Here is a 14061-nt window from a genome sequence, read left to right as displayed (position 1 = left end):
AGCGGGGTATGATAGCGGCCCTTAATGAAACACTGAAAATTTATCCAGGCGTTCACGCCCCAGAATCATGATCAGCAACCAACTCAAAACCCAGATCCAGGGCGCCTACACGCGTTTCCTCGAAGCCAAGAGCCTCAAGCCCCGCTATGGCCAGCGCTTGATGATCGCCGAAGTCGCCAAGGTACTGGGCGACATCGAGTGTGACGACGAAGGGCGTCGCTCGGGCGAATGCGCCGTGGTGGCCGTCGAGGCCGGCACCGGTACCGGCAAGACCGTGGCCTACAGCCTGGCGGCGATCGCGGCTGCCAAGGAAGCGGGCAAGCGCCTGGTCATAGCCACGGCCACCGTCGCCCTGCAGGAGCAGATCGTCTACAAGGACCTGCCGGACCTGATGAAGAACAGCGGCCTGAACTTCACGTTCTCGCTGGCCAAGGGCCGTGGGCGCTACCTGTGCCTTTCCAAGCTCGACATCCTGTTGCAGGAAGGCCATGCGCAGACCGCCACCGCCCAGCTGTTCGAGGAGGAGGGCTTCCGCATCGAGGTGGACGAAGCCAGCCAGAAGCTGTTCACCAGCATGATCGAGAAGCTGGCCGGCAACAAATGGGACGGTGATCGCGACAGCTGGGCAACCGCCCTGGAAGACAAGGACTGGGCCCGCGTCACCACCGACCATAGCCAGTGCACCAGCCGCCATTGCCCCAACTTCCAGCAGTGCGCCTTCTACAAGGCCCGCGAAGGCATGGGCAAGGTCGACGTGATCGTCACCAACCACGACATGGTCCTGGCCGACCTGGCCCTGGGCGGCGGCGCCGTGCTGCCCGACCCGCGTGACACCATGTACGTGTTCGACGAAGGCCACCACCTGCCGGACAAGGCCATCGGCCATTTCGCCCATTACACCCGCCTGCGCTCCACCGCCGACTGGCTGGAAAGCACGGCCAAGAACCTGACCAAGCTGCTGGCCCAGCACCCGCTGCCGGGTGACCTGGGCAAGTGGATCGAGCAGGTGCCGGAGCTGGCCCGCGAGATCAAGACCCACCAGCAGTTCATGTTCAGTGCCTGCGAGCAACTGGCCGATTTTCGCGCCGGCGAGGACATGGAAGGCCGCGAACGCCCACGCCATCGCTTCGTCGGCGGCGTGGTGCCTGAGCACATGCGTGAAATGGGCATCGAGCTGAAGAAGGGCTTTGCCCGTCTCAATGACCTGCTCACCCGCCTGGCCGACCTGCTCAAGGAAGGCATGGACGCCGAGAAGAGTATCGGCATCCCCAGCCACCAGGCCGAGGAATGGTACCCGCTGTTCGGCAGCCTGCAGTCCCGCGCCCTGGGCAACTGGGAGCTGTGGACCGCCTTCACCGCCGAAGACCCGGAAGACAGCCCGCCCATGGCGCGCTGGCTGACCCTGGCCGAGGCCGGCGCCATGTTCGACATCGAGGTCAACGCCAGCCCCATCCTCGCCGCCGAGATGCTGCGGCGCAACCTGTGGAACGTCGCCCATGGCGCGGTGGTGACCTCGGCCACCCTGACTGCGCTGGGCAAGTTCGACCGTTTCCGCATGCGTTCGGGCCTGCCCAAGACGGCTGTTACCGCCGTGGTGCCCAGCCCGTTCCACCATGCAGACGCCGGCCTGCTGCGGGTGCCGGATTTGCGTGCCGACCCGCGCGACGCCACGGCGCACACCGCAGCCATCATCCGCGACCTGCCCAGCCTGGTGGAAGGTTCGCGCGGCACCCTGGTGCTGTTCTCCTCGCGCCGGCAGATGCAGGATGTGTTCGACGGCCTGGACCGCGACTGGCGCAAGCAGGTGTTCATCCAGGGCAACCTGTCCAAGCAGGAAACCCTGAACAAGCACAAGGCACGCGTCGATGGCGGTGATTCCAGCGTGCTGTTCGGCCTGGCCAGCTTCGCCGAAGGGGTCGACTTGCCGGGTGCCTACTGCGAACACGTGGTCATCGCCAAGATCCCCTTCGCGGTGCCGGACGACCCGGTGGAAGCGGCCCTGGCCGAATGGATCGAAGCGCGGGGCGGCAACCCGTTCATGGAAATCGCCGTGCCCGACGCGTCCCTGAAGCTGATCCAGGCCTGTGGCCGGTTGCTGCGCACCGAACAGGACCGCGGCACCATCACCCTGCTGGACCGCCGCCTGGTCACCCAGCGCTACGGCAAGGCAATCCTCAACGCGCTGCCGCCGTTCCGTCGCGAAATTTCCTGATGCACGCAGGGTGAAAAATCCCTGCTTTGCTGTCTATACCCCTGACCGAGGCCGACACCGGCCATCAAGGAGAGCTGGAACCCCATGATTCGCCGTTCGTTACCCGCTGTATTCGCACTGCTGTGCGCCAACCCGCTGTTGGCGGCCCCGGGCGCCCAGCAGACGCTGTTCAACTTCGTCCGTCCCGCCGATGTGGTGCAAGTGACGGTCGCGGATGCCAGCCTGCCGCAGTACAACGCCGAACAGACGGCCGAAGGTGAGGTGTTGCGCCGGGTAACCTTCAACCCGGTGGCGGCGCCCAGCCTCACGCTCAAGCCGCAGACCGGGGCCTGGGACTGGTCTGCCGACAGTGCCATGACCCTGCGTGCGCAAAGCGCCATGGACTGGGCCGTGACGCTGTACGTGAAGATTCAGAGCAACGATGGCAAGACCCTGACCAGCCGCATCGACCTGCCGGCCGGCCCGGCGCAGACCCTGGTCATTCCGTTGACGGCCAACTCGCCGCTCAGCCAGGGCATGCGCGCGGGCCCGCCGATGCCGTGGCTGCACGATGGCCAGCGCACCCTGCTGGCCAGCAGCGAGGGTGAGGTCACCGCCAGCCAGGTGGTCTCGGTGACCTTGTCGATGGACAAGCCTGCCGTGGCCCAGAACATCCTGCTGGAGCGCTTTGGCGTGGTCGAAGGCGACGAAATGCAGAAGGCCGCCTACGCCGACATCGTCGACGAATACGGGCAGTTCAGCCGCGGCCGCTGGCCGGAAAAAGTTGCCAGCGACGACCAGCTCAAGGCGGCCGCCGGCCGCGAGCAACAGCAGCTCAAGGGCTGGCTGGCCGAGCGCGGCAAGGCTGCGCTGGACAAGTTTGGTGGCCTGGAGCAGGGCCCGGCGTTCAACGCCAGCGGTTACTTCCGCACCGAGAAACGTGACGGCCGCTGGTACCTGGTGACCCCTGAGGGCCACCCGTTCTATTCCCTGGGCGTCAATGCCGTGGCCCCGGACAATGACCGCACCTACGTGCAGGGCCGCGAGTGGATGTTCAGCGACCTGCCCAAGGCCGAAAACCCCTCGGCCCAGTACTACGGCCAGAGCAGCAACCAGGACGGCAATGGTTCGTCCGTGGGGCGCGGCTTCGGTAGTGGGCGCTGGTTCGACTTCTACGCCGCCAACCTGCAGCGCACCTACGGCACCCCGTGTACGCCAACGCCGCAGGCGCCGTGCGTGGCCCAGCCGTTCGATGGCATGCGCTGGCAGAAGCACACCCTGGACCGCCTGCAGGCGTGGGGCTTCAACACCCTGGGCAACTGGAGCGCGCCGACGCTGGAGGGCAACCAGCGCGTGCCGTACGTGCTGCCGCTGTCCATCGTCGGCGATTACGCCAGTATCAGCACGGGCATGGACTGGTGGGGCCGCATGCCCGACCCGTTCGACCCGCGTTTCGCCATGGCCACCGAACGAGCCGTGGCCATTGCCGCCCGGGACCATCGCGACGACCCGTTCCTGATCGGCTACTTCGCAGACAACGAACTGGCGTGGGCCGGCCCTGGCAATGATCCAAAGTCGCGCTACGCGCTGGCCTACGGCACCTTGCGCCAGACCACCGACGTGCCGGCCAAGCGCGCCTTCCTCAAGCAGCTGCGTGACAAGTACCGGAACCAGGAAGGCCTGTCCAAGGCCTGGGGCATCAACCTGCCAGCGTGGGAGCTGATGGAAGACCCGGGCTTCGAAGCGCCGCTGCCCAACGCCGAACACCCGGAGATCGAGGCTGACCTCAAGCAGTTCCAGCGCGTGTTCGCCGACACCTACTTCAAGACTATCGCCGATGCCTTGAAGTGGCATGCGCCCAACCACCTGCTGCTGGGCGGGCGTTTCGCCGTATCCAGCCCCGAAGCGGTGGACTCGTGCGCGCAATACTGCGACGTGCTGAGCTTCAACTTCTACACGCCCAAGCCACAGGATGGCTATGACTTCGCCCGCTTGCGCCAACTGGACAAGCCGGTACTGGTTTCCGAGTTCACCTTCGGCTCCCGCGACCGCGGCCCGTTCTGGCCAGGCCCGATGGAAGTGGCCAAGGAAGAAGACCGTGGCGCTGCCTATACGGGCTTCCTCAAGGCCGCCCTGCAAGAACCGACGATTGTCGGCGTGCACTGGTTCCAGTACCTGGACCAGCCCGTCACCGGGCGCCTGCTGGACGGCGAGAACGGCCACTTCGGCCTGGTGGGCATTACCGACGTACCGTACCAGGGCTTCATCAACGCGGTGCGCAAGAGCAACCAGGACACCCTGGACCAGCTCGCCAAGACCCTGCCCGCAGCAGCCCCCGCCGAAAAAGGCGACAAGGGCGGCGCCCACAAATAACCGGTAGCAGCGGTGGCGCGTCCACCCGCCGATAGGCCGCGTCCTGCGGCCTATGCCATTTCCCACGCAGCAGCAGATACACGCTGTATGCAGAAAGATACCCGCCAACTGACCGGCATCTGTTCACAAAAGCCCCAAGGGCTGAAACAATGCCGGCCACTTCGTTCAATGTCGTGCAGGAGTCACTGAGTGCAGATTCAGGGTCATTACGAGCTTCAATTCGAAGCGGTGCGCGAGGCGTTCGCCGCCTTGTTCGACGATCCCCAGGAACGCGGCGCCGCGCTGTGTATCCAGGTAGGCGGGCGCACGGTCATCGACCTGTGGGCCGGCACCGCCGACAAGGACAGCCAGGAGGCCTGGCACAGCGACACCATCGCCAACCTGTTCTCCTGCACCAAGACCTTCACGGCCGTCACGGCCCTGCAGCTGGTAGGCGAGGGCAAGCTTGACCTCGACCTGCCCGTGGCCCGTTACTGGCCCGAGTTTGCCGCTGCCGGCAAGGAAAGCGTCACCCTGCGCCAGCTGCTATGCCACCAGGCCGGGCTACCGGCGCTGCGTGAGCTGCTGCCCCCCGAGGCGCTGTACAACTGGCAGATTATGGTCGATGCGCTGGCCGCCGAGGCTCCCTGGTGGACGCCGGGCACCGGCCACGGTTATGCGGCCATCACCTATGGCTGGCTGGTTGGCGAGCTCCTGCGCCGCGCCGATGGCCGTGGCCCCGGTGAAGCCATTGTTGCCCGCATCGCGCGGCCGTTGGGGCTGGATTTCCACGTCGGCCTGGCTGATTCAGAGTTTCACCGCGTCGCGCACATCGCCCGCGGCAAGGGCAACATGGGCGACGAGGCGGCCCAGCGGCTGCTACAGGTCACCATGCGTGAGCCTGCCGCCATGAGCACTCGTGCCTTCACCAACCCGCCGTCGGTACTTACCAGCACCAACAAGCCGGAATGGCGCCGCATGCAGCAGCCGGCGGCCAATGGCCACGGCAACGCGCGCAGCCTCGCCGGCTTCTACAGCGGCCTGCTCGATGGCAGCCTGCTGGAGCCCGATCTGCTGGGTGAACTGACGCGGGAGCACAGCGTCGGCCCGGACAAGACGCTGCTGACGCCCACCCGTTTCGGCCTGGGTTGCATGCTGGACCAGCCCACGTTGGCCAACGCCACCTTCGGCCTGGGCGCCAAGGCATTCGGGCACCCGGGTGCCGGCGGCTCGGTGGGTTTTGCCGACCCCGAGCACGACGTTGCCTTCGGATTTGTCACCAATACCCTGGGCCCGTACATCCTCATGGACCCGCGCGCGCAAAAGCTGGTGCGGGTACTTGCCACTTGTCTATAAACTGCGCGAATCGACCGACGGGCAGTTGCGAACGGCCGATTCATCTAATATCAAATCAACGGTTTAAACGGGTTTTCTAACCCGCTTTGTATCAACCTCATCCTTGTGGAAAGCTTATGTACTCCAATAAATCCATCGCGTTAGCCCTGTGCCTGGCTGTGACCGGCTGCGCCCAGACTCCACAAAACAGCACCGCCGACAACAGCGGCTTCCGCTGGTGGCCGTTCGGCGCTGCGGACCACGCCGCCGACAAGAACGTGGCTGGCGCGATCAACGACAAAGTCGCCAAGGATGAAGCCAAGTCTGCCGTTGCCCCTGTCACTGCCCCCGCTGCCGTGGCCGCCGCCCCGGCCGACACTGGCAAGCACTGGTACTGGCCGTTCGGCAGCAGCGATGCCGCCAAGCCTGCCGCCCCGGCCGTGGCCGTGGTACCGAAAATCGACGCCAAGATGACCCAGGCCTGGCTGGACAGCTACGAGCCAAAAGTACGTGCAGCCGTCAAAGGCACCAGCTTCCAGGTAGAGCGCCGTGAAGACGTGCTGGTGGTCATCGCCCCGATCGACAGCAGCTTCAACCCCAAGCGTCCTGAACTGCTGCTGCCGGTAACCCTGAGCCCGATCACCAACATCGCCAAGGCCATCGAGACTGACCCCAAGACCGCCGTGCTGGTGCTCGGCCACGCTGATGCAACCGGTGCCGCCGACGTGCAGGAAATCAGCCAGAAGCGTGCTGGCTCGGTTGCTGCCATCTTCCGCCTCAGCGGCCTGGACCGTAAGCGCCTGGCCATGCGTGGCATGGGCTCGCTGATGCCGCGCGCTGCCAACGATAGCGTCCAGGGCCGTGCGCTGAACCGCCGTATCGAAATCATGCTGACCCCGCAAGAAACTATGGTCGCGCTGGTGGCCAAGTACAACTCGCCAACCCCGCCAGTGGCCGAAATGGTTGCCGTGCAGGACGTCAAGCCAGTCGTGGCTCCAGCGCCGGCCGGCAAGAAAGCCGCAGTCAAGAAAGGCACTGCCGCGAAGAAGGCCCCGGCCAAGGCCGTTGCCAAGAAAAAGGTAACCCCGGCCAAGGCAGCAGCCCCGGCCAAGAAAAAGGCTGACGCGGTCGCCCAGACCCAGAACTGATCGTCAAGGAACGCGCAATGACCCAGGCACTCGCCCACATGCGCCGTGACTACACCCGTGACGGCTTGACCGAGGCGAATGCCCCGGCCGAGCCGTTCGCGCTGTTCACGCGCTGGTTCGAGGAAGCAATTGCCACCGAGCAAGCGCCGGTGGAGGCCAACGCCATGACATTGGCCACCGTCGATGCACAGGGCCGGCCCCACTGCCGCGTGCTGTTGTTGAAGGCCCTGGATACCCAGGGCTTCACCTTCTTCACCAACTACGAAAGCGACAAGGGCCGGCAGCTGGAAGCCAACCCGTTCGCGGCCATGACGTTCTTCTGGCCCACCCTGGAGCGCCAGGTGCGTATCGAAGGGCGGGTAAGCAAGGTCAGTCACGACGAGTCCGATGCCTACTTCCAGGTGCGCCCGCTGGGTAGCCGCCTGGGTGCCTGGGCCTCGCCGCAGAGCCGGGTCATCGCCGACCGCGCCGAGCTTGAGGGCCTGCTCAAGGCCACCGAGCAGCGCTTCAGCGACACCCAGCCGCATTGCCCCGAGCACTGGGGCGGCTACCGCCTGGTACCCGAGCGCATCGAATTCTGGCAAGGGCGCTCCAGCCGCCTGCATGATCGGCTGAACTTCCGCTGGGCCGACCAGGCCTGGCAGCGCGAGCGCCTGGCCCCCTGATCGGCGCGTTCGACCTTTTCCTCTCCTGTGTTGTCCAGACGATGTGGCATATTGTGCGCAAGCGTGCCATTTCGTCGGCTTCCCGAAGCCCGCCAGTACCGGCTGTACTACAGCTGAATGGACGCAATTTATTACAGCTGGCGTCGTGACACCCTGCGGCGGCCAGCGTTTAATGGGCAAACACGCCCTACGGAGAATTTTCATGCGTAAATCCGCACTGCTTCTTGCCTGCTTCACGACTTCGTCCCTGTTCCTGGGTGGTTGCGTCTCCAACCTGCAGGGCGACACCTATTCGCGTGATGAAGCTCGCCGTGTGCAAACCGTGCGCATGGGCACCATCGAGTCCCTGCGCCCAGTGAAAATCGAAGGTACCAAGACCCCAATCGGCGCTGGCGCCGGTGCAGTGGTCGGCGGCGTTGCCGGCAGCGCCATTGGTGGCGGCCGTGGCAGCATCATTACTGCGGTAATCGGTGCAGTGGCCGGTGGCCTGGTAGGTTCTGCCGCTGAAGAGGGCATGACCCGCGCCCAGGGCGTGGAGATCACCGTGCGTGAAGACGACGGCAGCATGCGTGCTTACGTTCAGCAGGTTCAGGAAAACGAAATCTTCCGCGTCGGCGAACGTGTTCGCATCATGACCGTGGATGGCACCAGCCGCGTTTCGCACTGATACTTGCTGCACATGAAAAACCCGGCCTAGGCCGGGTTTTTTATGCCCAGGGCGGGCAGGGCTATCGCCGTTTGGGGCTGGCCAAGGCCGTTACCGCGTAACCAATGAATGCCGCCAGTATCGACCCGGTCAGAATGCCCATGCGGTCCTCGCCGGCAAACACGCTCTCACCTGGCACATAGGCCAGCGAGCCGACAAACAGGCTCATGGTAAAGCCGATGCCACACAGGATCGCCACCCCCAGCAGCTGGGTCCAGCTGGCGCCCTGGGGCAGCTTGGCCAGGCCCACCTTGATCGCCAGCCAGGTCAGGCCGAATACCCCCAGGGTCTTGCCCACCAGCAGGCCACTGGCTATGCCTAGCGGCACGTGGTGGGTAAAGCTTTCCAAGGTGACGCCCGCCAACGGCACCCCGGCGTTGGCGAAGGCGAACAGCGGCAGGATGGCGTAGGACACCCAAGGATGCAGGGCATGCTCCAGGCTGCGCGACGGCGACGGCTCGGCGTTGCGGGTTCGCAGGGGGATGCAGAAGGCCAGGGTGACGCCGGCCAGCGTGGCATGCACGCCACTCTTCAGCACGCATACCCATAGAATGGCGCCCACCACCAGGTAGGGCGCCAGCTTTACCACCCCCAGGCGATTCATGGTGATCAGCGCCACCAGACAGGCCGCGGCCAGCGCCAACGCCAGGCCGGAAATGGCGCCCGAGTAGAACAGCGCGATCACCACGATGGCGCCGAGGTCGTCAATGATGGCCAAGGTCATCAGGAACAGCTTCAGTGACACCGGCACGCGTTTGCCCAGCAAGGCCAGCACGCCCAGCGCAAAGGCGATGTCGGTAGCCATGGGAATGGCCCAGCCGCTGAGCGCCTCGGGGTTGTCCTTGTTCAGGGCCCAGAAGATAAGTGCTGGCACCACCATGCCACCAATCGCCGCGGCACCCGGCAGCGCGATCTGCGAGGCGCTGGACAGCTGGCCCTCAAGCACTTCGCGTTTGACCTCAAGGCCGATGATCAGGAAAAACAGGGCCATCAGGCCGTCGTTGATCCATAGCAGCAGTGGCTTGTCGATTTTCAGGGCGCCCACCTGGGCCACCACTGGCGTTTCGAGGAAGCTGTTGTACAGCCCGGTCAGGGGGGAATTGTTGATGATCAGTGCCAGCACGGCGGCGGCAATCAACAGCAGGCCGCTGGCAGCTTCCAGTTGAAAGAATCGTGTCAGGGTTCTGCGCAGGGGCACGGTCGCTCTCCATCCTGGTGTTCGAAGGGGGACACCCTAACCCTAACTGGCAGTTGTTAAAACAAAAGTTATATTCTTTTTTGTTATAACAAAAATGGCAGGTACGGCAGGGCAGTGGACCCTAACAGCGAAGGAGGCCAGCGGAGATAGGACGTGTCTGATATGGATGTAGGACATTTCCCGTAGCAGCTGCCGCAGGCTGCGTCTTGAGCACCCAAGTGCTTCGGACGCCGCCTTCGGCAGCTGCTACAGGGACATCAGGCGTCGATGCCGAGCATGCTGCGGGCCACGGCTTCAGCGATGCGGATACCGTCGACACCGGCGGACAGGATGCCGCCAGCGTAGCCTGCGCCCTCACCGGCCGGGAACAGGCCCTTGACGTTGAGGCTCTGGAAGCTGGCGTCACGGGTGATGCGCAGCGGCGACGAAGTGCGGGTCTCGATGCCGGTGAGAATCGCGTCCGGGCGGGCGAAGCCGCGGATCTGCTTGTCGAAGGCCGGCAGTGCTTCGCGGATCGCCTCGATGGCGAAGTCCGGCAGCGACAGCGCCAGGTCACCCAGGGACACGCCTGGCTTGTAAGACGGCTCCACCTCGCCCAGCGCCGTGGACGGCGTGTTGGCGATGAAGTCACCCACCAGCTGCGCAGGCGCCTGGTAGTTGCTGCCACCCAGCAGGTAGGCGGTGGATTCGAGCTTTTCCTGCAGCTCGATACCGGCCAGCGGGCCACCCGGGTAGTCGACTTCCGGGGTGATGCCGACGACGATGCCCGAGTTGGCATTGCGCTCGTTGCGCGAGTACTGGCTCATGCCGTTGGTGACCACCCGGCCTGGCTCGGACGTGGCCGCAACCACGGTGCCGCCCGGGCACATGCAGAAGCTGTACACCGACCGGCCGTTCTTGGCGTGGTGCACCAGCTTGTAGTCGGCCGCGCCCAGTTTCGGGTGGCCGGCGTACTTGCCCAGGCGCGCCTGGTCGATCAGCCCTTGCGGGTGTTCGATGCGGAAACCGATGGAGAACGGCTTGGCTTCCATGAACACGCCACGGGCGTGCAGCATGCGGAAGGTATCGCGGGCGCTGTGGCCCAGGGCCATGACCACGTGACGCGAGGCAAGCTGTTCGCCGTTTTCCAGCACAACGCCCTGCACCTGGTCGTTGTCCAGCAGCAGGTCGGTGACCTTGTGCTCGAAACGAATCTCGCCGCCCAGTGCTTCGATCTCCTTGCGCATGGTTTCCACCATGCCGGTGAGACGGAAGGTGCCGATGTGCGGCTTGCTGACGTAGAGGATTTCCTCCGGCGCGCCGGATTTGACGAACTCGTGCAGCACCTTGCGGCCATGGTGCAGCGGGTCCTTGATCTGGCTGTACAGCTTGCCGTCGGAGAAGGTGCCTGCGCCGCCTTCGCCGAACTGCACGTTGGACTCGGGGTTCAGCACGCTTTTACGCCACAGGCCCCAGGTGTCCTTGGTGCGCTGACGCACTTCCTTGCCGCGCTCCAGCACGATCGGCTTGAAGCCCATCTGCGCCAGCAGCAGGGCAGCGAAGATACCGCACGGGCCGAAGCCGACCACCAGCGGGCGTTCTTCCAGGCCGGCGGGGGCATGGCCCACCACCTTGTAGCTGACGTCCGGCGCCGGGCCGACGTTGCGGTCCTCGGCGAAGCGCGCCAGCACGGCGGCTTCGTCGCGCACGCTGAGGTCGATGGTGTAGATGAATTGCAGCTCGCTGTTCTTCTTGCGCGCATCGTAGCTGCGCTTGAACAGGGTGAAGTCCAGCAGATCGGCGTCGGCGATCCCCAGGCGCTGCACGATGGCCGGGCGCAGGGCCTCGTCGGCGTGGTCCAGGGGCAGTTTGAGTTCGGTGATTCGTAACATGACAGGGTCCAATATCCGGGCCACAGGGTTGACCCGGCAGCTTTGCACTAACCGGCCATTATAAGCGTTCGGAAGCAGTTGCCGTCAGGTTTTAACTGCCCGACGGCAGATGTTCAGTCGTTGCGTGCGCCACCGAAGTAGGCGCAGCCCCGGTAAGGCTGGTCGTTCACGCGCAATTCGGCGCTCATCTGCATAATGCCACCGGTGGTCGGGTCCACGCAGCGCTGCGGCGCAACCCACAATTCGACCTTCAGGCCGTTGGCTTCGGTGCTCAGGCTCAGGCGGCCATCAGGCAGGGTTTCCTCGACGAAGGGCACGGCCAGCGGCGGCTGGTCGGCACGGCTCAGCTCCAGGCCCTTGCCGCTGGCGCGCAGTTCCCACTTCGACGGTTCGGTGCCGGCGGCGCGCAGGGTCAGCAGTTTGAAATTGGGGTCGTTGCAGGCGGCGGTGGTGCGTTCCAGTCGGTAGAACTGCCGCAGGTCGATGGTGCCGTCCAGGCCGCCGGTCTTGCTGGCTTCGAAGCGCCCGCGCACATCGGCGTAGACCTGCCCGGACTTGCCGACGATACCGGCCGCTTCCTGCAGCACGCCGGTATGGCCGACATCGGTCACGGTGTAGTGGCGCTGTTCACCGCAGGGCTGGAACAGCAGCTGGCCGTTGTTGCCCATCAGCACGCCTTGCATGCGCGTGAGGTCGGCGTGGGAAGGCTGGCTGGGCGCAGAGGCGAACAGCTGGCAACCGGCGAACAGCGGCAGCAGGGCAAAACACAGCAGATTACGGGCAACACGCATCGGGGGCCTCCTGGTAAGTGGGGCGCACCGTAGCACAGCAGAAGTGAAAATTGTGCGGCCTGCTAGCCGACGATAAACACCTGGCCGGTCTGCAGGCCTTCCACGCTCTTGGCGTAGGCCAGCGCCACATCGGCCGCAGGCACCGGCTTGTAGCCGCGGAAGTACGGCGCGTAGCTGCCCATGGCTTCCACCAGCACCGTGGGGCTCACGGCGTTGATGCGCAGGCCGCGGGGCAGTTCAATGGCGGCCGCGCGCACGAAGGCGTCCAGCGCGCCGTTGACCAGCGCCGCCGAGGCGCCGGTGCGGATAGGGTCGCGGTTGAGGATGCCTGAGGTCAGGGTGAACGAGGCGCCGTCATTGGCGAACTCGCGGCCGATCAGCAGCAGGTTCACCTGGCCCATCAGTTTGTTGTGCAGGCCCAGGCTGAAATCGCTGTCGGTCATTTCCCCCAGCGGTTTGAAGGTCACGCTGCCCACGGCGCTCACCAGGGCATCGAAACGCCCGGTCTGCTCGAACAGCCGGCGGATGGAGTCGGGGTCGCTGATGTCCACCTGGAAGTCGCCGCTGGTGCGGCCCACGCGAATCACTTCGTGGCGTTGGGCAAGTTCGCTGGCAACGGCGGAACCGACGGTGCCACTGGCACCTAGCAACAGAATCTTCATGGTTGAGTCCTCATGGGTGTAGGCAACCAGTGTAGGGATTTGCTTTTTTCGGATAATCCCTCTAATAGGCAACCTTTGGTTTTCATATGGAAACAATCCATGAGTGAGCTCGATGACCTGGCGGCGTTCGCGACGTTGGTCGGCGCCGGCAGTTTCACCCGTGCCGCCGAGCAGCTGGGCTGGAGCAAGGGGCAGTTGTCCAAGCGCATCAGCGCCCTGGAAAGCGGCCATGGCGTGCAGCTGCTGCACCGCAGCACCCGGCGCCTGAGCCTGACGGCGGCGGGCGCCGCGTTGCTGCCCGAGGCGCAGGCGCTGGTGGCGCAGATGCAGCGCGCGCACCAGGCCCTGGCGCAGCTCAAGGACGAACTGGCCGGGCCAGTGCGCCTGACGGTGCCGGTGTCGCTGGGCGAAACCTTCTTCGAGGGGTTGCTGCTGGCGCTCGCCCGGGATTATCCGCAGATCAACCTGGAGCTGGACCTGAGCAACGCCTACCGCGACCTGGCCCGCGACGGCTTTGACCTCGCGGTACGCGAGACTGTGGCCAGCGACGAGCGGCTGGTGGCGCGGCCGCTGCTGACCATGCAGGAAATAACCTGCGCCAGCCCGGCTTACCTGGCTGCGCGGCCGGCCCCGCAAACCCCGCAGGACCTGGCCGCGCACGCCTGCCTGCTCAACAGCCATTACCGGGGGCGGGAGGAGTGGCGCTACCACCTGCAGCACGAGCTAATCCGCGTGGCCGTGGCGGGGCCGTTCGCCAGCAACCATTACAGCCTGTTGAAGAAAGCTGCGCTGGCGGGGGCTGGGGTGGCCAGGTTGCCGTCATACATGCTGCACGAGGATCTGGCAGAGGGCAGGCTGGTGTGGCTGCTGCGTGAGTACCAGACCTCCAGCGCACCGCTGTTCCTGGTGCATCCGTATCAAGGTGGCTTGCCACGCCGGGTGCAGGTGGTGGCGGATTACCTGGCGGCCTGGTCGACGCAGTAGGCGGTGGCTGTAATTGTCCTTGTCGACGCAGTCGGCGGTGGCTGTAATTGTCCTTGTGGGAGCTGGCTTGCCAGCGAGCTTTTGGGGCCTCAACCGCTCGCTGGCAAGCCAGCTCCCACAAGTTGGTTGTGCGCACAAAAAAGCCTCCACAAGGGAGG

The 14061-nt window shown here is 65.0% G+C and carries 11 protein-coding genes; 7 read left to right on the top strand and 4 right to left on the bottom strand.

Translation table 11 applies throughout. The features are described from left to right. Nucleotides 1–67: 67 nt before the first annotated feature. From dinG to AC0SZ7_RS11445, 6 genes are all read left to right on the top strand, one after another. Nucleotides 68–2212, top strand: a complete 2145-nt coding sequence (dinG, locus tag AC0SZ7_RS11470) for an ATP-dependent DNA helicase DinG (RefSeq protein ID WP_475504503.1) — start codon at nucleotides 68–70, stop codon at nucleotides 2210–2212. Nucleotides 2213–2296: 84 nt separating this feature from the next. Beyond that, nucleotides 2297–4564: a beta-agarase gene (locus AC0SZ7_RS11465; protein ID WP_475504502.1), complete on the top strand. Its 2268-nt coding sequence runs from the start codon at nucleotides 2297–2299 to the stop codon at nucleotides 4562–4564. Between the two features lie 189 nt (nucleotides 4565–4753). Beyond that, nucleotides 4754–5899 (top strand): serine hydrolase domain-containing protein, encoded by a 1146-nt coding sequence (locus tag AC0SZ7_RS11460; protein WP_475504501.1) that lies wholly within the window; start codon nucleotides 4754–4756, stop codon nucleotides 5897–5899. A gap of 116 nt (nucleotides 5900–6015) precedes the next feature. Continuing rightward, entirely contained in the window at nucleotides 6016–7026 is a 1011-nt protein-coding gene (locus tag AC0SZ7_RS11455; RefSeq protein WP_475504500.1) for an OmpA family protein, read from the top strand. Nucleotides 7027–7043: 17 nt separating this feature from the next. After that, the gene (gene pdxH, locus AC0SZ7_RS11450; protein ID WP_475504499.1) at nucleotides 7044–7691 is read left to right on the top strand and encodes a pyridoxamine 5'-phosphate oxidase; all 648 of its coding nucleotides are present in this window, start codon (nucleotides 7044–7046) and stop codon (nucleotides 7689–7691) included. A 202-nt stretch (nucleotides 7692–7893) separates the two neighbouring features. Further along, nucleotides 7894–8358: an outer membrane lipoprotein gene (locus AC0SZ7_RS11445; RefSeq protein WP_416426319.1), complete on the top strand. Its 465-nt coding sequence runs from the start codon at nucleotides 7894–7896 to the stop codon at nucleotides 8356–8358. 61 nt (nucleotides 8359–8419) lie between these two features. Here the strand turns inward: AC0SZ7_RS11445 and nhaA are convergent, their stop codons facing one another. The 4 genes from nhaA to AC0SZ7_RS11425 all read right to left on the bottom strand — a co-directional run bounded on the left by nhaA (nucleotide 8420) and on the right by AC0SZ7_RS11425 (nucleotide 12919). Continuing rightward, nucleotides 8420–9595: a Na+/H+ antiporter NhaA gene (nhaA, locus tag AC0SZ7_RS11440; RefSeq protein WP_475504498.1), complete on the bottom strand. Its 1176-nt coding sequence runs from the start codon at nucleotides 9593–9595 to the stop codon at nucleotides 8420–8422. A gap of 257 nt (nucleotides 9596–9852) precedes the next feature. Beyond that, entirely contained in the window at nucleotides 9853–11466 is a 1614-nt protein-coding gene (locus tag AC0SZ7_RS11435; RefSeq protein WP_475504497.1) for an NAD(P)/FAD-dependent oxidoreductase, read from the bottom strand. Nucleotides 11467–11579: 113 nt separating this feature from the next. Beyond that, complete coding sequence (locus AC0SZ7_RS11430) at nucleotides 11580–12257, bottom strand: hypothetical protein (RefSeq protein WP_475504496.1); 678 nt, start codon at nucleotides 12255–12257, stop codon at nucleotides 11580–11582. 62 nt (nucleotides 12258–12319) lie between these two features. After that, nucleotides 12320–12919 (bottom strand): short chain dehydrogenase, encoded by a 600-nt coding sequence (locus tag AC0SZ7_RS11425; RefSeq protein ID WP_475504495.1) that lies wholly within the window; start codon nucleotides 12917–12919, stop codon nucleotides 12320–12322. A gap of 99 nt (nucleotides 12920–13018) precedes the next feature. Between AC0SZ7_RS11425 and AC0SZ7_RS11420 the strand changes: the two genes are divergently transcribed. Further along, a complete protein-coding gene (locus AC0SZ7_RS11420; RefSeq protein WP_475504494.1) occupies nucleotides 13019–13903 on the top strand; it encodes a LysR family transcriptional regulator in 885 nt (294 codons plus the stop codon). Nucleotides 13904–14061: the final 158 nt, after the last annotated feature.

This window comes from Pseudomonas sp. JC1203 (genome assembly GCF_056175065.1).
The sequence above is the reverse complement of the archived record's forward strand: the minus strand, read 5'-3'. Positions and strand labels throughout refer to the sequence as shown.